This is a genomic window from Ensifer sp. D2-11, assembly GCF_054161295.1.
Map to the genome: position 1 here is coordinate 904,666 of NZ_CP096435.1, position 19,698 is coordinate 924,363.

15 protein-coding genes and 1 pseudogene are annotated in these 19,698 nt (G+C 59.9%); 13 read left to right on the plus strand and 3 right to left on the minus strand.

The features are described 5' to 3' along the window. Positions 1–417: 417 nt before the first annotated feature. The 9 genes from M1D34_RS30140 to M1D34_RS30180 all read left to right on the plus strand — a co-directional run bounded on the left by M1D34_RS30140 (position 418) and on the right by M1D34_RS30180 (position 11,813). On the plus strand, positions 418–1,677 hold the full coding sequence (locus M1D34_RS30140; protein WP_498784894.1) for an MFS transporter: 1,260 nt from the start codon (positions 418–420) through the stop codon (positions 1,675–1,677). A 117-nt stretch (positions 1,678–1,794) separates the two neighbouring features. Further along, positions 1,795–3,150 (plus strand): diaminobutyrate--2-oxoglutarate transaminase, encoded by a 1,356-nt coding sequence (gene rhbA / locus M1D34_RS30145; protein WP_498784896.1) that lies wholly within the window; start codon positions 1,795–1,797, stop codon positions 3,148–3,150. After that, positions 3,147–4,634 carry an L-2,4-diaminobutyrate decarboxylase gene (gene rhbB, locus M1D34_RS30150; protein ID WP_498784898.1) on the plus strand — a complete coding sequence of 496 codons (1,488 nt, stop codon included), beginning with the start codon at positions 3,147–3,149 and terminating at the stop codon, positions 4,632–4,634. The genes rhbA and rhbB overlap by 4 nt, the downstream gene beginning before the upstream one ends. After that, the gene (gene rhbC / locus M1D34_RS30155; RefSeq protein ID WP_498784900.1) at positions 4,621–6,378 is read left to right on the plus strand and encodes a rhizobactin siderophore biosynthesis protein RhbC; all 1,758 of its coding nucleotides are present in this window, start codon (positions 4,621–4,623) and stop codon (positions 6,376–6,378) included. The genes rhbB and rhbC overlap by 14 nt, the downstream gene beginning before the upstream one ends. Further along, positions 6,371–6,961: a rhizobactin siderophore biosynthesis protein RhbD gene (gene rhbD / locus M1D34_RS30160; RefSeq protein WP_010968204.1), complete on the plus strand. Its 591-nt coding sequence runs from the start codon at positions 6,371–6,373 to the stop codon at positions 6,959–6,961. Before rhbC ends, rhbD begins: the two co-directional genes overlap by 8 nt. Before the next feature lie 2 nt (positions 6,962–6,963). After that, on the plus strand, positions 6,964–8,328 hold the full coding sequence (gene rhbE / locus M1D34_RS30165) for a rhizobactin siderophore biosynthesis protein RhbE (protein ID WP_498784903.1): 1,365 nt from the start codon (positions 6,964–6,966) through the stop codon (positions 8,326–8,328). Next, complete coding sequence (gene rhbF / locus M1D34_RS30170; protein ID WP_498784905.1) at positions 8,312–10,117, plus strand: rhizobactin siderophore biosynthesis protein RhbF; 1,806 nt, start codon at positions 8,312–8,314, stop codon at positions 10,115–10,117. The genes rhbE and rhbF overlap by 17 nt, the downstream gene beginning before the upstream one ends. Positions 10,118–10,734: 617 nt before the next feature. Continuing rightward, positions 10,735–11,130, plus strand: a complete 396-nt coding sequence (locus M1D34_RS30175; protein WP_498784907.1) for a helix-turn-helix domain-containing protein — start codon at positions 10,735–10,737, stop codon at positions 11,128–11,130. A 179-nt stretch (positions 11,131–11,309) separates the two neighbouring features. Beyond that, a complete protein-coding gene (locus tag M1D34_RS30180) occupies positions 11,310–11,813 on the plus strand; it encodes a hypothetical protein (protein WP_498784909.1) in 504 nt (167 codons plus the stop codon). Between the two features lie 14 nt (positions 11,814–11,827). On the opposite strand, the gene M1D34_RS30185 is transcribed toward M1D34_RS30180, so the two are convergent. Next, entirely contained in the window at positions 11,828–12,292 is a 465-nt protein-coding gene (locus M1D34_RS30185; RefSeq protein WP_498784911.1) for a GNAT family N-acetyltransferase, read from the minus strand. After that, positions 12,282–13,235, minus strand: coding sequence for a phosphotransferase family protein (locus tag M1D34_RS30190; protein WP_498784913.1), 954 nt, complete (start codon positions 13,233–13,235; stop codon positions 12,282–12,284). Before M1D34_RS30190 ends, M1D34_RS30185 begins: the two co-directional genes overlap by 11 nt. A gap of 116 nt (positions 13,236–13,351) precedes the next feature. Here M1D34_RS30190 and M1D34_RS30195 point away from each other — a divergent pair. Beyond that, a pseudogene (locus tag M1D34_RS30195) lies at positions 13,352–13,734 on the plus strand (FtsX-like permease family protein); the annotation flags it as partial. A 411-nt stretch (positions 13,735–14,145) separates the two neighbouring features. Here the strand turns inward: M1D34_RS30195 and rhrA are convergent. Next, positions 14,146–15,090, minus strand: coding sequence for a rhizobactin biosynthesis transcriptional regulator RhrA (rhrA, locus tag M1D34_RS30200; protein WP_498784915.1), 945 nt, complete (start codon positions 15,088–15,090; stop codon positions 14,146–14,148). A gap of 169 nt (positions 15,091–15,259) precedes the next feature. Here rhrA and rhtA point away from each other — a divergent pair, with 169 nt between their 5' ends. From rhtA to M1D34_RS30215, 3 genes are all read left to right on the plus strand, one after another. Then, positions 15,260–17,500 carry a TonB-dependent siderophore receptor RhtA gene (rhtA, locus tag M1D34_RS30205; protein WP_498784917.1) on the plus strand — a complete coding sequence of 747 codons (2,241 nt, stop codon included), beginning with the start codon at positions 15,260–15,262 and terminating at the stop codon, positions 17,498–17,500. A 146-nt stretch (positions 17,501–17,646) separates the two neighbouring features. Then, the gene (locus M1D34_RS30210; protein WP_498784919.1) at positions 17,647–18,615 is read left to right on the plus strand and encodes a GNAT family N-acetyltransferase; all 969 of its coding nucleotides are present in this window, start codon (positions 17,647–17,649) and stop codon (positions 18,613–18,615) included. Beyond that, complete coding sequence (locus M1D34_RS30215; protein WP_498784921.1) at positions 18,612–19,664, plus strand: siderophore-interacting protein; 1,053 nt, start codon at positions 18,612–18,614, stop codon at positions 19,662–19,664. The genes M1D34_RS30210 and M1D34_RS30215 overlap by 4 nt, the downstream gene beginning before the upstream one ends. Positions 19,665–19,698 lie beyond the last annotated feature (34 nt).

The following is a 19,698-nucleotide window of genomic DNA, read 5'->3' on the forward strand; positions in this document are numbered from 1 at the left end:
CGGCAAGGCCGCCAACGCCGGCGGCAACGAAAAGAAAATCGGACATGGGCATTCTCCAGATTGATCCAAGAGCCGGATGATGCGCCCGCGCCGCGTCAATTATCGATTGGGATGGTTTGGCGGCCACATAAAGAAAAGATAAGGAGTTCGGGCCGAGCGTGATCATGACCTTCGACGCTGCGCCGGAAGCGTCCGCTGATCTTTCTCTCCTCGCCCAACTAAGAGCTATTTCAGCAGTTTATCGCCTCTCTCGAGAACGCGTTCGCTATTGTCTTAATCAGGTTCGCTCACATCCAAGCCGTTCACCGCCCGTCCATTTAAAGGTGATGACAACACTCATGTTTATCGTCAGACAATGTTGCCGGGCAGTGGCAGTTTTCGACATTCGCCGCTGTGGTCCAAGGATCGGATCCTATCATGACAATTGCGCAGACTTCTCCAGCGATCCGCGAAGGGTCGACGGCGGCAGGTGCGGGAAGGCTTTACGCGGTCTTGGGCGGACTCTATCTCGCCCAGGGGATCCCAACTTACCTCCTGCTCGTGGCCCTGCCGCCCTTAATGCGCGAGAGCGGCGCGTCGCGCACCGCGATCGGTTTGTTCTCGCTTCTGATGTTGCCGCTTGTGCTGAAATTCGCGGTTGCGCCTCTCGTTGATCGTTGGGCGCCCTGGCCAGGGCTCGGCCACCGGCGCGGCTGGGTCGTGCCGACGCAGCTTCTCGTCAGTGCAGGTATAGCATCGATGGCGCTGGTCGAGCCCGACCGGGCTGGCACGCTGTTCGCGATCGGCATCTGCATCACGCTTCTTTCCTCAGTGCAGGATATCGCTACTGACGGGTATGCGGTGCGCCACCTCAGCGGCAGGACGCGGCCGATCGGCAATGCCGTCCAGGCCGGATCGGTCGCGCTTGGCGTCATTGTCGGCGGTACGCTGACGCTGGTCCTTTTCCACAAGATCGGTTGGCGGCCGACGATCCTGCTTGTCGCGTGCCTCTCCCTGCTGCCGCTGGTCGCGGCGATCTGGATGAAAGATAGGGCCATAGCTAATCCGGAAGCGCCGCCGCGCAGGCGGGCAAGCCTCTTCGGCTTCTTCCGGCGGCCGAATGCCTGGATGATCCTTGCCTTCGCCCTCACTTATCGCGCGAGCGAAGGCCTCGTGCGCGGCATGGAAGGATCTTACCTCGTCGACAGTAAAGTGCCGACCGAGTGGATCGGCTACATGTCCGGGGCGGCCGCCGCGACGGCGGGGCTTCTCGGCGCACTCATCGCCGCGCTGATCATCCGCAAGGCGGGCTTAACGGCGACGCTCATCCTGCTCGGCGGGCTTCGCAGCCTCTGCTTCCTTGCCTTCGCACTCAATGCCTTCGGCATATGGCCCGGTATAGCCGTCGCCATGTCCGCCTCCGCCTTCCAGACCCTGATCCGCTACATGGAATTGGTCGCGATCTATTCCTTTTTTATGGCGTCCTCGTCCGACGACCAGCCGGGGACGGACTTCACCATCCTGAGCTGCGCCGAGTTGGTCGTGTATCTGATCGGCACCTCGCTCGCCGGCTACGTTGCCGACCGGTTCGGCTATGCGACGCTCTTCTCCTCGGCGACGGTCATTTCCGTGCTGGGCATCGGATTGTCGGTCTGGATGCTGGAACGGATGAAAGCGCGTCCTTCAAGATCACGATGATTTCAGGTCGATCGACCTGAAAATCGCAGAAGCTGAGTGATTGTAAAGAGTTAGACCGAGACGCCGGCTGAGTTAGCCGCCCGAACGTCATCGAAAATCTTCAACGGAGTTGATCTCATGGATGCTTCCGCACGCGCTGACAACGCCTTTTATCTCGAACGACAGGAAAGGCGCGAGTCGAACGCCCGCAGCTATCCGCGCCGCTTTCCCGTCGCGCTGAAATCGGCATTCGGCTGCACAGTTACCGACGTCGACGGCAGATCCTATCTCGATTGCCTCGCAGGCGCTGGAACGTTGGCGCTCGGTCATAACCACCCGGAGGTGATCGAGACGCTGCAGCAGGTCCTCGGTTCGGGCCTGCCGCTCCACACCCTAGATCTGACGACGCCGGTGAAGGACCGCTTTGTCGCCGACATTTTCGGCACCCTTCCCACCGGACTTCGTGACGAGGCAAAGATCCAATTTTGCTCGCCGAGCGGTACTGACGCCGTCGAGGCGGCCATCAAACTTGCGAAGACGGCGACAGGTCGCACCGACGTCGTCTCGTTCCGGGGCGCCTATCACGGCATGTCGCAGGGTTCGCTTTCCCTCATGGGCTCACTCGGACCAAAAGCTTCCGTCGGCCAGCTGGTGCCCGGTGCGCATTTCTTTCCCTACCCCTATGCCTATCGTTGCCCCTTCGGCCGTGGGGGCAACGAGACTGCAACCCTCGCCGCGGAATACTTCGAGCGCGCACTGCGTGACCCGGAGGGGGGCATCAACCGCCCGGCCGCGGTCATTCTCGAAGCCGTGCAGGGAGAAGGCGGCGTCATACCCGCTCCTGTCGAATGGCTGCGCGCGGTCCGCCGCGTGACGCGCGATCTCGGCATCCCCCTCATTGTCGACGAAGTGCAAAGCGGCGTCGGGCGCACGGGCAGCTTCTACGCCTTCGAGAAGGCCGGCATTATTCCCGACGTCCTCGTGCTCTCCAAGGCGATCGGCGGCGGACTGCCGCTTGCGGTCGTGATCTACCGCGAGGCTCTCGACCTTTGGAAGCCGGGCGCTCATGCCGGGACCTTCCGTGGAAATCAGCTTGCCATGGCTGCCGGGTCCAAGACCCTGGAAATCATTGAGCGCGACAGGCTTGTCGAACGGGCGGCGATCGCCGGGCGAAGGCTTCGCGCCAATCTCGAACGGATGGCGGCACAGACGCCTTACATCGGTGAAGTGCGCGGCGAAGGCCTGATGCTCGGCGTCGAAGTCGTCGATCCAGACGGCCTGCCGGATGCGCTCGGCCATCCGCCGCATGGGCAGGAGATCGCACGGACGATCCAGCACGAGATGTTCCGTGCCGGGATTATTCTTGAAACAGGCGGTCGCTACGGCAGCGTGCTGCGCCTCTTGCCCCCGCTGGTAATCTCCGACGCGGAGATCGATCAGGTCTCTGGCGCTCTTGCCGCCGCATTCGAGCGCCTTGGACGCAAGGCCGCATGAACATCAACGTCGCTGCATTCAGAACCCCACCGGCCGACCAACCCGATCACGCCGACCAGATACTCGGCACCGACAGCGAGTCACGCCAGGGATTCCGCAACGCGATGCTGCAGGCCATCGACATGGTCGTCGATCGAACGGCAGCCGCAAGCAGTCTCTACTCCGGGACGAGCGTCCAGGGGCTACGCGGCCTCCTCGACGATCTCGATCCGCTGCCGGAGGTCGGGACGGGAATCGCCGCCGCACTTGCCGATGTCGGCAGACCGGCGCTTGAGCATGCGATGATGGTCGGTCATCCGGCGGCAATGGCACATCTCCATTGCCCCGTCGCGGTGCCTGCACTCGCGGCAGAGGTCCTTATCTCGGCGACCAACCAGTCGCTCGATTCGTGGGATCAATCGCCCTTCGCTACGATCGTCGAAGAGCGGGTTCTCACCTGCCTCACGCAATTGGCAGAATTGCCGGCGTCGGCAAGCGGCAATTTCACCAGCGGCGGCACCCAGTCGAACATGACGGCCTTGTATCTGGCCGCGGTGCGGTGCGGCCCCGAAGCACGGGAAGCAGGCGTCATCCTGACGTCGGCACATGCGCATTTCAGTATCCGCAAGAGCGCTGCGATACTGGGCTTCGCCGAAGATGCGGTCATCGCTATTGCAGCCGATGCAGATGGCCGGATGTCAGTGCCGGCGCTTAAAGCCGAGTTGCTGCGGGTGGCCGGCGAAGGTCGCATACCCGTCGCCGTGGTCGCGACGGCGGGAACGACCGACCTCGGCGCCATCGATCCGCTTGTCGAAATCGCCGATCTGGCCGCCGCTCAGAAGCTTTGGATGCATGTGGATGCTGCCTATGGCGGTGGGCTTCTCTTTTCCCGCCATCGCAGCCGCCTTGAGGGATTGGAGTATGCCCACTCGATCGCGCTCGATTTTCATAAGATGCTGTTTCAGCCGATCAGTTGCGGCGCGCTACTTCTGCGCGACCGGGCGGATTTCGCACCGCTTGCGAGCAAGGCGGATTACCTTAATCCCGAAGATGCAGTCTTTGCCGATGCACCGAATCTCGTCGAGCGTTCGATGCAGACGACGCGCAGAGCCGACGCATTGAAGATTCTCATGACCATGCGCGCTATCGGCCGCGACGGGCTGGACGCTCTGATCTGCCAGACTTTGCAAAATGCGTATGCCGCCGCGGAAGCAGTGAAGACACGGGAATACTTGAGTCTTGCTAGGCCACCGTCCTTGTCGACCGTTCTCTTCCGTTACGTCTCGGCGAGGGGACCGAAATTTGCCGATGCGATCACGCTGAAGACGCGAGCGGCGCTTTTCAATGCCGGCATCGCGGCGCTTGCAACGACCGTTCTCGACGGCCGCGTCCACTTCAAGCTCACCCTGCTCAATCCGCGTTCAACCCCCGATGTCGTCCACCGCATCCTCGATGCGATCGGCGAAACGGCCCGCGAACTGGAGACCCATCATGCACGCCCATAACGCTGCGACGCTTACCCTGCGCTCCCTTCTCAACTGCGTAGCACGCGAGTATCCCCACCACGTCCGCTGGGTGGAGACACAAGGCCAATTGCACTTTATGATGACCTTCTCCGACGGCGGCGGGAGCCTCGGCCTGCCCGCTCACTACCGCTCGGCAACCGGTCACCATCTTTTCGGCGAGCCGGTGATCCTGACGGACGAAAATGGGGCGAAGGCGGTCGATGCCGTCGAAGCGATAACCGCCGTTGTCGAGCGTCTGGAACCTTCCAATGCTGCGAAAGAAGGCCGTGCCGACCTGCTGAACCGCACGCATTCGAGTCGGCTCCTGATCGAAGCGGCGCTTCAAGCCCGCAACGGTGACCTGGCCGCACTCGCGGGCGATGAGGTCTCTTTCGTCGCGGCGGAACAGGGGCTGATTGCCGGACACGGCATTCATCCCTGCCCGAAAAGCCGCGAAGGCATGACGGAGGCGCAATCGCGGCGCTACTCCCCCGAGTTCGCCGCCGGCTTCCCGCTGCGTTGGTTCGCCGTCGAAGGCGGGCTTTTCCATACCGGCCATTCCGAGGGCTCGCCTTCGGCGGAAGAATGGCTGAAAGAGGCCATGGGGAGCGACATCGATGCCCTCAAGGCACGTCTGCCCGTGGGCGACTTCGCTCTATTGCCGGTGCACCCCTGGCAGGCTGACCAGATGCTGAAGGATCCCACAGTGGCAGCTCTCGTGGCGGGTGGGCGCATGATCGATTGCGGCGAGGCCGGCAAGCCATGGTTCCCTACGTCGTCCGTGCGCACGCTTTACCGCCCGGATGCGCCTTTCATGCTGAAGATGTCGCTGGGCGTCGGCATCACCAATTCCGTCCGCGTCAATCTTGCCCGGGAACTCCTCCGCGGGGACGACATGTACCGCTTCCGCCGCCACGGGCTATGGCAGGATTTCGCGCGCAGCTATCCGGGCCTGACACTCATTCCAGATCCGGCCTTTATGGGCGTCAAGATCGACGGCGCCTTGATCGACGGTCTCTCCGTGTCGATGCGTGAAAATCCCTTCACTGGCGCGGATGCCGATCGCAACGTGTCGCTCCTTGCGGCCGTTTGCGAGCATTTGCCGGACCGCGGCAGCCGGCTTGGGGCGCTGATACGAAACCGGGCGCGCCTGGAGGGACGCCCGCTTGATATCGTTGCGAGGGATTGGTTCGAGCGGTTCCTGACGATCTTCGTCCGGCCGATTTTTGGGCTCTATCTACGCCACGGCATCGCTATGGAGGCGCACCAGCAGAACATCGTGGTCGAGATCGAGCATGGCTATCCGGTCGGCCTGTTCTACCGTGACAATCAGGGCTTCTTCCACCATGAGCGTGCGCACGGAGCGCTTGTCGAGGCGCTGCCGGGCTTCGGAGAGCCGAGCGAGTCCGTCTTTGGTGAAGAGCCGGTCGATGAGCGCCTGCTCTACTACGCCTTCATCAATTCGGTTCTCGGCATGATCGGAGCGCTCGGGCGGGAGGGACTCGTCAGCGAGACCGCCCTTCTTACGATGTTGCGGAGCGAGCTGCTGCGGCTCGAGGCGCTTGAGGGCGCGAATTCCGGAATTGTGCGCAAGATGCTGGCGCCGACGCTGCAATGCAAGGCGAATCTCAAGACGCGGCTTGCGCGCATGGACGAGCTCGTCGGGCCGCTTGAAACACAATCGGTCTACCTTGAAATCACCAACCCCCTGTTCGAAACGGAAAAGGTTCTGGCAGATGCTTGAGAGGAGCGAGCCGGACACTGCCTTGGCCTATTCGCGCTACGACCCCGACATACGCCGGACGATCAGCTTCCGCCTTCTTGAGAAGCAGCGCGATCTGAAGCTCCTTTGGCGGTGGATGAATCAGGCGCATGTCGTGCCGCAATGGAAGATGGCGAAACCGATCGAAGACATCGCAGCTTATATCGATATCAATCTCGCCGATCCGCACCAGGATCCGTATATCGGCCTCATCGACGGGACCCCGATGAGCTATTGGGAAGCCTACTGGGCGAAGGACGATGTGCTTGGTCGCTACTATCCGGCCGAGAAAAAGGACAGGGGCTGGCACATGCTGGTCGGCGAACCTTCATTTTTCGGCCGCGGCATCGCGCCCGCAGTCATCCGTGCCTTCACCCGCTTCCTCTTTCTCGATGACCCGGGAACGCAAAAGGTAGTCGGAGAGCCGAGCGTCGCAGCCCGGCGCCTGCTTCGCTATGCACCAGCCTGCGCCTTCGAGGAACAGGGCGAAATCGACCTTCCCGACAAGCGCGCCAAACTGATGTTCTGCTACCGGGAACGCTTCATTCAACAATTCGGATTATGATCATGACGGATTTCGATCTAGCAGGGATCGGCATCGGGCCGTTCAATCTTGGCCTTGCCGCCCTTCTCTCTTCCCACGAAAATCTCTCGAGCGTGTTTCTCGAGCGCAAACCGGCGTTCCGGTGGCACGAAGGGCTCATTCTTCCCGGGACGACCCTGCAGGTTCCCTTCATGGCGGATCTCGTCACCATGGCGGACCCGACGCATCGTCTGAGCTTCCTCAACTACCTTGCTGTGCACGATCGCCTCTACAAGTTCTACTTCTACGAAAACTTCATGATCCCGCGGCAGGAATACGATCACTATTGCCGCTGGGCCTCGCAGCAACTTTCCGCTTGCCGCTTCGGCGAGGAAGTGGTCGACGTTGCCCATGAGCCGGCATCCGACAGCTTTATTGTCGAAAGCAGGTCCGCCTTGGGCGGAAAGCAGCGATATCGAAGCCGAAACATTGCGGTCGGCGTCGGCACGGCTCCTTTCCTGCCGAAGTGGGCGCAGGTCAAGACGATGGCACCGCTCATGCATTCCAGCGAATTCGGGAGGCGGCGTCTGGAGCTCTCGAAACGACGCCGTGTAACAGTCATCGGCTCAGGGCAAAGCGCCGCCGAATGCGTTCTTGCGCTTTTGAACGATCTGACGCCGGAGATGGTCGCAGCCGGCGCTTCGATCCAATGGATCACCCGCTCGGCGGGGTTCTTCCCGATGGAGTATTCGAAGCTGGGACTCGAATACTTCACGCCTGACTACATGCGCCATTTCCATCGAATCGCGCCGGACAGACGTCGCGAGATCGTTGCGAACCAGGGCCTGCTCTACAAGGGCATCAGCTTTTCGACCATCGGTGAGATCTTCGATCTCATGTATGAACGTTCGGTAGGCGGACGCGATCCAGGCCTGGCACTTTTTTCCAATTGTGCGGTCGAAATGCTGGAGAGCGCAGGGGGATCGGGGTCGTTCCGCATCGGCATCAACCACAACCATCTGGATGAGAAGGCAACGGTCGAGACCGACGCGATTGTGGCCGCAACGGGGTACCGGCATGCCTGGCCGGAATGGCTGGAGTCGCTGAAGGGCAACGTTCTCGATACCTGCGATTTGGGCGACCTCGTCGTCGGCGGGGATTTCCGTGCACGCCGCAGCGACGGCGGCCAGGGCCATGTGTTCGTCCAGAATGCCGAAACCTTCCACCACGGCGTCGGCGCGCCGGATCTTGGCCTCGGCGCCTTTCGCAATGCCGTCATCGTCAATCAGCTTCTCGGTCGCGAGCATTACCGCGTCAACGCGTCGGCATCGTTCCAGAAGTTCGGTCTGCCCTCCAGTCAGACCGCTCCGTCCTCGATTTCAGGAGATTTCTATGCGCATGCATCATGATCCCCTTCTTCCCGGCGCCTTTTCCAAGGAGCTCTGGCAGCAGGTCTCGAAACGTCTTCTGGCCAAAGTCATCGAGGAATTCGCGTATGAACGTGTCTTCGACGTTCTGGAGGAAAAACCGGGACACTACCGCATCGACATCGGCGAGTTTCAGTATCGCTTCAAAGCCAAGCGCTATGTCTTCGACAACCTCTCGGTCGATCCTGCGAGCTTGTTGAAGCGACACGGCAATACCGATGCCCCGATTGACGATCCGCTGGCCTTTTGCGCGGAGGTGCTGCCCAAGCTCGGCGTCAAGCCAATGACGGTCGCACACTTCATCAAAGAACTCGGTAACACGCTCGTTTCCGACGCCCATATTGCCGCACGCGCGGCCAAAACCGGTACCGAACTTGCGGAGCTCGATGAGATTCGCATGGAAGGCGAGACCACAGGTCATCCGTGGGTCACCGTCAGCAAGGGGCGTATCGGCCTCGGCTATTCCGACTATCTTGCCTACACGCCGGAAAACCGAACGCCGACCGAGGTGCTTTGGCTCGGTGTCAGCAAGGAGCGCGCCTCCTTCATCGCGGAAAAGACGCTTACCAACGAGGGGCTTGTCCGCGAAGCCGTCGGAGTGTCTCGCTTCGACGCGTTTTGCGCCGCGCTCGCCGCGCGAGGCGGCTCCGTCAGCACGCATTACATGATGCCGGTGCATCCATGGCAATGGGATCACATGATCGTTGCGCACTTTGCCGCCGACATAGCGGCAGGGCACATCGTGTTTCTCGGCACGGGCGATGATCTCTACCTGCCGCAGCAATCGGTACGAACCTTGTCGAACATCTCCCATCCGGAGAAGTCGACACTGAAGCTATGCATGACCATTCTGAACACGGCTGTTTATCGCGGCATACCCGGCAAGCGGGCGCTGACGGCTGCGCCGCTGACGACGTGGCTCGACCAACTGCTCGCCAGGGACCGATTCCTGTCCGAGGAGTGCGGTCTCGTTCTTCTCGGCGAGCGCGCAGGCATGCACTACGTCCATCCGCAATTCTCCGCGATTGAGGGCGCGCCCTATCAGTTCAACGAAATGCTTGGCTGCATGTGGCGCGACAGCCTGGCAGCGCATCTGAAGTCCGGCGAAACGGGCATGCCGCTTGCCGCCCTCCTCCATGCCGGCACGGACGGCAAACCGGTGGTTCAAGCACTCGCCGAGAAATCGGGAATGACGGTTTCGGAATGGATGGCGCGGCTCTTCGACGTCGTGATCCCGCCGGTCTTCCATCTGCTCGCGAAGCACGGCCTTGCCTTTTCGGCGCACGGTCAGAATGCGACACTCATTCTCAAGGACGGCCGGCCGGAGCGTCTGGCACTGCGCGATTTCATCGACGACGTTATTGTATGCGATCAGGCGTTTCCCGAAAGCGCCACCCTGCCGGAAGAGGTCCGGGCGGTTCTCCTGTGCCTACCTGCGGACTTCCTGATCCATTTCATCCAGACGACGCTCTTCATATGCGTCTTCCGCTACATGTCTGTCCTGCTTGACCAGCGCTCCGGCCTCTCCGAGCACGCCTTCTGGGGGTTGGCGCGCAACAGCATACTCGCCTATCAGAAGCGCTTCCCCGAGATGGCCTCCCGTTTCGCGACATTCGATCTCTTCGCCGATGAATATCCGCGTCTTTGCCTGAACCGGGTTCGCCTGTTCACGCATGGCTATGCCGATGACGACGAGCGCCCGGTACCGGATTTCCAGGGCATGGTGGACAATCCACTGGTCGCCTTCGACAAGCGCAGCAACGCCGCGTAATGGGCTTCAAGGCCAAATTTCCCAGGAGACGAGCCTGTGGCGGGCTTCCGAGGAGTAGCTACACCGCATGCGCTGGAATGTGACTCAGCGGACCGGCGGTACTGGCAGGATCGGCCGCTCCTGCTCGTCTGGATCAATGGGTGGAATGGGTTCGGGCTCCGGAGCTGGTTCTTTCCCGGGTCTTTCCCCAGGATCTGGCTCACGCCCCGGTACCGGTAAAGGCGGTTCATCTTTGCGCGGCTCCTGCTGCGCCACCCAGGCCGGGGCAAGCTCGGCCAGCAGGCTTCTCACGAATTCCTTCATCGATCGCATCCTTTCCTGTTCAACGTGGAGAAGCCGATAGTTAGCCATATGTTCCAGCTCGCGATCGCGATGGAGCCCTGATTGTCCAATGCGCGGCGGCTCCATACCCTCCGTGCACCCTGAGCCGACACTCTGCAAGCGGCCGGGCAGCTGAAATGAAATGCGCAAAAAAAGGCGAAGCTGCTCGGTCACACCAACTTACAGCAGCTGCTAAATTGTATATAATGGAGTTCTAAAATAATGAGGGCATCAGCCGAGTGCTCCAAGGCCACATAACAGCACTCAGCATTGCCGTAAGGTGCGGGGAAAATAGGGTGAGCAGACTCGCGTCACAGAACAACAAACCAGATCCAGTCGATATTCACGTTGGCGCCAAAATCCGAACGCAGCGGATGATGTTGGGCATGTCGCAGACGGCGCTTGCGGAGCGCATTGGAGTGACGTTTCAGCAGCTACAAAAATATGAGAAGGCTGCCAACAGAGTGAGCTCAAGTCGTCTTCAAAACATCGCGGACGCACTGAACGTGCCGGTTTCCCACTTCTTTGACAGCCCAGGCGGCGGCGCTCTGCCGAAGGCCGATGCTGACCTGGAACAGTATCTGTCCAGTCCAGAGGGCATTGCTCTTAACCGGGCATTTGCCCGGCTAAGCGACACGACAGTTCGTCGCCAACTGGTAGGCCTCATCAGAGCGATCGCGGCTGAAGAGTAAGCGCCGAGTCAAGCACACCGTCGGTACTGTTCTTGGATCAGTCAGTCGTTCCCGCGAACCATCGTCGCCCGCCCTGACTTGGCATGGCCCGACGGCGAGCGACGTGAGACTGAGCACGCACGGTTCGATATCCTTCCCGTCCCGGAGGTGAAGGCAGTTTCACCGGAAATTCTTCAACGATGGCTAAACGCTGGAGAGGCCGCGGTCATCGATGTGAGCAGTTCGGCAAACTACGTAAAGGGCCATGCTCCGGGGGCCTGGTAGGCGTTGCGTTCGCAGATCGAAAATGCGTTGGAGACCATTGGATCCTCCAAGCGGATCATCATCACCTCGGTTCCGGGGCTCTCGCCCAGTTTGCGGCCAGGGCGGAAAATAACGGCGTCCACGCGTCGGTATTCTGCTTACGTATTGTGGACGCCATCGGGAAGGTAGGCCTGTCGGAAACCGAATATCTCTTGTTCTCTATCACCGTCGACAATCTTCTTCTGGCGCCACCGGCCGAGTGCGACGTCGAGTACGATGATCTTAAATCGGCAATGACCGCAATTATCGACCTTATCGTCAATGGTGCCGGTCTGGAGGAGATCAAGAAGCAGATTTGCCTGATGTCAGCGGCTGTCGAGCGAATAATTGTTCTATCGCACACGCAGAATGCTGCTCAGCTCCTTTTCAAGGAAGGCTAGTCACGTAAGCAGTTTTACGAATTCGAGCATTTTTCCGCCTTCCAATCTGCCGATGAGTGTGAGCCAACGCTCTCGACCAGGGCAATACTAGCCCAGTTATCTTTATAGATGTGTGCGCAGGTTTCGATTGCGCCCAGATCGCGGCAGCGCGTGTTCAGCTCGAACAACAATGACTTCGCAATGCCCCTCCTCAGCCAAGTCGCCCCCACGATGATCTCTACCGAATATCGACCGTCACGTCGGCGGCGTGCGAGGCCCGCACCAGCTACGGAGGTGTCAACGACGGCCTTCAGAGATATCAGGTCCCTAGGAGATGCGCTGGAGAGCATCAGATTGGCGTCGACCGTGCTTTCGATGACCGACAGGTCCACGGGGCTTGGTACAGCTGCTTGCGCATGCCCGCTCAAATAAATCGCGATTAGCACGGTCCGGTCGGACGGAGATGCGTCATCGATGTCGATGAGAGCGTCACCAGCCATTCGACATTAAACCATTCTTAGGCACCATCCGGTCACGCCAAATGCTAACGAGTTGCTGCGTCCCGGCCTTTGTGCTGCGTTCGACCTCAGGCGAGAGCCGGATGAAGTCGCGGAGAAAGAGCAGCGAACGCAGCTCGACCAGAAGAACGTGATACGGAAGGCTCGAAAGGTCTGGACGTGACAGGTCATGCCCCTCGTCATAGCCCTCCAGGAAGGCGGTCCAAAGTTTCGCTATCGTATCCGATGGCTGCTGCAGGCCTGTCAGCCACCACGCAACGTTGGCGAAGTCGCGGACGGGGTCGCCGATCGATGCGTGCTCGAAGTCGAACAACGTCACAGCGTGGGCGCCAAATCGGCCGTTACCCGGCCAGGCATCTCCATGGCAGATGGATCGCCGCCCGGAACCTGTGGGCCGACCGCGATCAACCCAATCTGCTGCGGTAGCAGTCACCAGAGAAATCTGGTCCACCAGCGAGCCTTCGCGATGATCTGAGCGTGAATGATCGACTTGCTCTGCCCTGTCGACGCCGGCGTCGCCGAACGCACGCACACTATGAAGCTTCGCTAGCGCCTGTCCAAACCGACGCAGCTCGCCGATTGACTCATCATAAGGAGTTCCCGGCGCGACGGCCGTTGCTATTCCAAAATAACGTTCACCGCCCCAGGCGAAGGCGGCTCCGGCATGCTGGGCATCCGGAAAGGGCCTTGTAGCGATTGATGGCTCATGATCAGTGACAATTGTGAGGAGCCGTGCCTCACGCTGTAGCTCCGTTTGCGAATGAAGGCGTTCCGGGGATAGCCGTAGAAAGAAGTCGCCAGCGGAACACCTGCCTGAAAACGTCTTATTCACTCCATTGAGCACCAATTGCAGCTTAATGTCATGTTTGCCGATGACCTTCGACAGCGCGCGCTCCGCGTCTTCCAGGTTCCCATTTTCAACCATGAGCGCTCTCCCGAAGAAATGCTTCCGGATGCAGAATCGAACAAATGTGGTGCAGCAGATCGAAAGACCGTGCGCCATAGAGGTGATCGAGGTCCTTCCGAAATTGTTGCGGCGACACGATATTGGTATCCTCTATCGCGGCCGTGGCTCTCCTAGTCGGAGGAGTAGGCGTGATGAACATTATGCTCGTGTCAATCACCGAGCGCACCAATGAAATAGGCTTGCGCATGGCCGTGGGGGCACGCCCGAGCGATATCCTGATGCAATTTCTCATTGAGGCGCTTGCTATCACGACCATTGGATGCGGCGTAGGCGTCGCCCTGGCTTTGGGTCTTGGGGGATTTCGGGCTACGTCGGGTCGCCGGTTCCAATGGTGATCTCGTTGCAAGCGGTTGTCATCGGCTGTGTTATGGCAGTTATCATCGGCACGATCTTCGGCTTCTTCCCTGCGAGGAAAGCTGCACGACTAAGATCCGTTGAGGCGCTAGCTCGCAATTGACTTTTGCAGTGGGGGAGGGCCGTGTCCTCCGGAACATCCGAGGCGCATTGAGCCGAATGATCGACTGCTTCTGATGCCTCCGGCCCGATCGCCCCGTACGGACCTGGAGGCCATGGCCCACCGGCACTGTCGTGTCATCGACGGTCACATCGGCTCCGGTCGCCTCGATTTTTTCGTGGCAGCAAGGTTGAACTGTCCGCCGTTGGGCAAAGTTGAAATGTCACTTTGTGCGCGTCATCAGCCATTTGGAAATGCGATGACCTGCCACTGAACTTTCATCCAGCGGCGATTCCAACATTTGAACCGTTAAGGTGTTTCTGTCGAATTCCTGTTTACCTCTCGTTGCAGAGTGCGGGCTACAACGGAAGCACGGCGGCTCCCTCAACCGGGAGCGCCCTTTCTGTCAGTTCGTCAGGCGGCCGCCGCGAGCCGGCGCAGGTCGGAGGGGCGCACGCCGTAGCGGCTCCTGAAGGTTCGATTGAAGTAGGAAAGATCGTTAAAGCCGACATTGTAGGCGATCTGGCTGATGGACGTGGCCTCGCCTTCGGCCAGTATGAGACCCTTGGCGAGTGAGAGCCGCCTTCCGAGCACATAGCGGGAGAATGTTGTGCCCTCGCGGCTGAAGAATTTCTGGATTGCCCTCGGAGTGATACGCTCGGCCTCGGCCACGTCGGTTATCGAGAAAGAACCGTTCGCAAGGTTCTGTTCCACGCGCATCTTGATGGATGCCATGCGATTGTGCGGCGTTTCTCGCGGACTTACATTGCCGACATCTTGAGCAAGCACCGGCAGAAGATCGTAGAAATGCGCGACCATCATGCCGGCATGTTCCTCGCTCTGATACTCCTGCCTCAGAAGATAGCCCGCATAGTTCGTCAGGAGCTGCAAAGGCAGGCATTCCGCCGCAAGCGGTTGCATCATTATCGGCTTTAGAAGATCGCGCTTGGAAGCCAGAGCATAGGCCGGAAGGTAAGCGCAATCGAAGCGCCCACCTTCCGGCAGCGTGATCTCGGATGACGCGTCCGAGGGGAGAAATATGACGTCTGCGCGTGCCGTCTCCACCTTTATCCGACGGTGACGGATGACGAGCGGACCGTCCATCGCACGCAGGATGACGATACCGGCATCCCCCATGCCGCTTGCGTTGAGCCGAAGCATCGTTCTGGGAAAATAGACGGTTGCCAGCGACAGGGAAACGTATTTCCAGAAGAGGCCGGTCACACCGGTCAAATCGCCCTCGTCTGGGGCGATGGTCGCCTCTCCGAGCATGTCCAGAAGAATGCTTCTGCAAACGAGTCTGCTTTCCCGATCAGGCAAAGAAAGCGTCCCGAATTTCAGCGGTCGGATTGTCTCCATGTCGTGAGCCAGCCTTTTCTGTTGACGTTCGCATGCGTCCAAATGAGGTTCGCCATTATCCAAGCGGCGAACACCCCTTAGCCCATAAAACATGACTTAAATAGTCTTGTATTGGCAATTTGCCCGCTCACCGGCAGCGGCAGTTGTTTTCTCGGGCGCAGGGGGCGTTATGGGCAATAATGAGAATGGCGGCGTAGGCTTTTGCGTCTTCGTGGTGGTAATGGCGTTTGGCACCGGTGCTGTTGCACAGGAGGCCGCGAATCAATCGGAAGCTGCGACGAGCCTGGAAGAGATCGTAGTCACCGGCGGACGATCCCCTCAGCAGATTTCGGAAATCGCGCGCACCATTTACGTCGTCGATTCGGATCAGATCCAGGCCGAGGCGCGCTCGGGCAAGACGCTGCAGCAGATTCTAGGCGAAACCATTCCGAGCTTCGATCCCGCGAGCGACGGAGCGCGCACGTCCTTCGGCCAGAACCTGCGTGGCCGGCCACCACTGATCCTCATCGACGGTGTCTCGATGAACTCGGCGCGCTCGCTGAGCCGACAATTCGATGCCATCGATCCGTTCAACATCGAACGCGTAGAGGTCCTGTCCGGGGCGACTGCAATCTACGGCGGAAACGCGACCGGCGGCATCATCAACATCATCACGAAGAAGGGCAAGGACGCGGAGCCGGGCCTGCATGCGGAAGTGACCGGCGGCATGGGCAGCGGCTTTGCCGGCAGCCAGGACTTCGACCGCAATGCGGCGGGTGCGGTCACCTACAACAGCGAAAACTGGGATGCCCGCCTTTCGATTGCCGGCAACAGGACCGGCGCCTTTTATGACGGCAGCGGCACGCTGCTGATCCCCGACATCACGCAGACGTCCACCGCCTTCAACGAGCGCATCGACCTGTTGGGGTCTGTCGGCTACCAGATCGATGAGGGCCGTCGCCTCGAATTTTCCGGGCAGTATTTCGACAGCAAGCAGGATTCGGATTACGGGCTTTATTACGGGCCCTTCTTTGCAGCGCTCGCCGACCCGAGCCTGTTTGAAACCCGTTCCGGATACGAGTCCGACTTCAATCCGCAGACACGCCGCTCGATGTTGAACGTCACCTACACCGATAATGACGTTCTCGGCCAGCAGCTATTGCTTCAAGGATCTTACCGCACTGAGCGAATAAAGTTCCATCCCTTCCCTGCTTCGGGCAATAGTGAGACGGGTCCTTACTTTTACGGCAGTTCGCAGGACACAGATTATTACGCCATCAGGGCCGCCTTGGTTGCGGAACCCACCGACGCACTCAAAATCACCTATGGCGTCGATGCCGATAGAGATTCCTTCAAGGCGCGTCAGAACATCTTCGACACGCTGACAGCCGGGCAATCCGGAGGGCTCGATTTCGATACGATCGGCAAGACCGGTCTTTATCCATCCATCGATGTCTCCACCGTCGCCGGCTTTGCTGAGGCCTCGTACGAGGCTACCGACAGGCTCACTCTGAACGGCGGGGTGCGCTATCAGTTCGTCAACACTGAGGTATCCGACTTCATCGGAGCGGCGCAGCAGGTCGCCATCCTGCAGGGCAGAGCAACTTCTGCCGACACCATACCCGGCGGCGAAGTCAGTTACGACGCCGCTTTGTTCAGTGCAGGCGCGACCTACCAGTTGACGAATACGCAGCAGGTCTACGCCAATTTCAGCCAGGGCTTCGAACTGCCGGATCCGGCCAAGTACTATGGAATTGGCAACTACTCCTTCTCCGGTGGACACTACACGCTTCTCAATAGCGTGAACGTGGGCGATTCCGCGCTGGAGGCGATCAAGACAAACTCATTCGAAATCGGCTATCGTCTCGATGACGGGACCTTCAATCTTGAAACGGCGGCCTATTACTCGCTCTCCGACCGTTCCATCAATCTCAATCGCTCATCGCTTGCCGTTGAGCTCATCGATCGGGAGAGACGCGTCTATGGCATCGAAGGAAAGGCGGGCGTGAAGCTCGATCATGGCTTCGACGTTGGCGTCATGGGGCACTGGGTCAGAACCGAGGTCAAGGGAGCCGATGGTTGGGAAAAGGACTCTGTCGGCAGCGCGAGCGTCTCCAAACTCGGTGGCTATGTCGGCTGGACCAATGACGCTCTGAGCCTGAGGTTTTCCGGTCAGCACGTCTTCGAACTCACCGACGCCCAGGATTTCACGATCGACGATTATACGCTGTTTGATCTAACCGGCGGCTACAGGTTCGAGAATACCGATACGACGTTGAATTTCGGTATCCATAACGTCTTCGATACTGATTACACCACCATCTGGGGTTCTCGCGCCAAAGCCCTTTACGGCGGCCTAGCCGACGAGTCGGTGTTCGACTACAAGGGCCGCGGCCGCACATTCGCGGTCTCGCTGACGAAGGTTTTTTAATGGACCGGGGTCATCGAGGACAGTGGGGTTCCACCCCGGGAGCGGGCGGCGGGTACGCTGGGTCCGACGTTCAAGATGGCCGCGTCTTTCGCTCCTTTCAGCTTCATCCTTGCGGACCCGTCGAGCTGCACGAGGCCGGTTCAATCTTGTCGGCCTCGGCGGCCGGCGGTCACCGCGCTCGCCTCGCATTTGCGGAGGGGGAACTCCACATTGACGACCTCCACTCAGGCGACGCCGAGGGTCTTCGGCTTGCCTGCGCAGCCTTCGAATATTTGTTCGCGACACGACGAGACCTGGCGTCGATCAGGCTTGCGGGAGAGGGCTGGAACGTCCTTTCCCCGGAGTTGAAGCGGCGTGGCCTTTTGGTCGAAAACACCAACGCGATCGAGCATCGAACGATCTTCGCGGAGATGTTCTGGCAGATGCCGGAGATCTGGATGGCCTCGCCGTCAATCACCTTCCCACGGCGCGACCTCTTTGACGGCAGGACCGAGCATCCCCTACGCCCGCCGAAACCAGCCGGATGCGTCTATGCCCGATTCATCCCGTGGCTGTCGGGCACGCTGTCGCTCCACGTCGCGACACTCGACGACCTTCCCGACATTCATCGCTGGATGAATGACCCGAGGGTCGACGAATTCTGGAACGAGGCGGGAAGCGAAGCCGCCCATGAACGCTATCTGGAGCGCATGTTCGCCGATCCGCATACGATACCGCTGATCGGCCGCTTCAACGCACGGGCCTTTTCCTACTTCGAGATCTATTGGGCCAAGGAGGACGTGATCGGACCTTTCTCAAGTGCCGGCGACTACGACCGCGGTTGCCACGTCATAGTTGGAGAGGAGTCCTGTCGCGGCAAGCCCTGGTTCACGGCTTGGCTACCCTCCCTTCTGCATCTGATGTTTCTCGATGATCCTCGAACCGAACGGATCGTGCAGGAACCGAGCGCGGCGCACAACCGCCAGCTCGGCAATCTGCAGCGCTCCGGTTTCTCTCACACAAGAACCGTCGACCTTCCGACAAAACGCGCGGCGATCATGTCGATCTCCAGGCAGCATTTCTTTCCGAATCGGCTGTGGCATCCGGCCGCGGGTCCCGACAGGAGCAACTCATGATCGGCCGACCGTACAGGTTCCAGGCAACAATCGTAGCGAAAGAGCCCGCGCAGCTTTTCGAAAGCCTGTTCGCGCACCTGATTGAACACGATGTCGATCCTCACCTGTCCGACGGCATCTTATCTGTCGATCTGCCTGCGGTCGCGGGCACATTGAAAGCGATCGACGGCCGCATCGAGGTGGATGTTTCATGCGCCGATCTCGAAAGCTTGTATTTCGTCAAAGTGTGGCTCCAGGATGTTGTCGCGGAGGACGCCTCTCAAGCGGTCCGAATCGAGTGGAGCGAAAGCAGTCTTCAGCATCTCCTGCCGCCCAGCTTCTCAGTTCTGACTGTCGACGGCGTCGAAGATGTCACACCCGGAATGAGGCGCATCCGCTTTCGAACGGCCGACACGCGTTCCTTCGACACGGTGGATGAAATGCACCTGCGTATCCTCTTCAACTTCGAAGAAATCGCCAAAGAGCATGCGTGGCGGGAGAGCCGGTCGGGCTCGCCGCCACTCGTCGTCAACCCTATCTGGCGCGTCTACACCGTCCGTTTCGTGGACTCAGAAAATCATGTGATTGCCGTCGATTTCGTCATGCACGATGCGGAAGGCCCCGGCTGCTCATGGGCAAGGCGAGCGAAACGTGGTGACGTTGTCGGAGCCGCGGGGCCCGCCGGAGGAGGCATCGGTCACGCGCAATGGTATCTTCTTGCCGGTGATGAGACCGCTTTGCCCGCGATCTGTCGAATCCTGGAATCGCTGGACCGGACCGCGACTGCGACAGTCGTGATCGAGGTCAGAACCCCGGAAGATGCGATCTCCTTCACAAGCCGCGCGGCGGTTGAAGCTAAATGGCTATATCGCGATGCGGATGGCGAAGGCCGTCAGGGCGGTCTTGCGCAAGCGATTGCCGCTATGGATTTTCCGGAGGATGTTTCGCAGAAGAGATTTGTCTGGGTAGCCTGTGAAAGCCGCACCGCAAACGCTATTCGGGCAACGCTTCGGATGCGGGGGGTTGCGAAACAGGAGCAATCAGTCGCCGCCTATTGGCACGCAGCGTAAGAGGCAGGCACGTCCGCAATGCAGCCCATGGCAT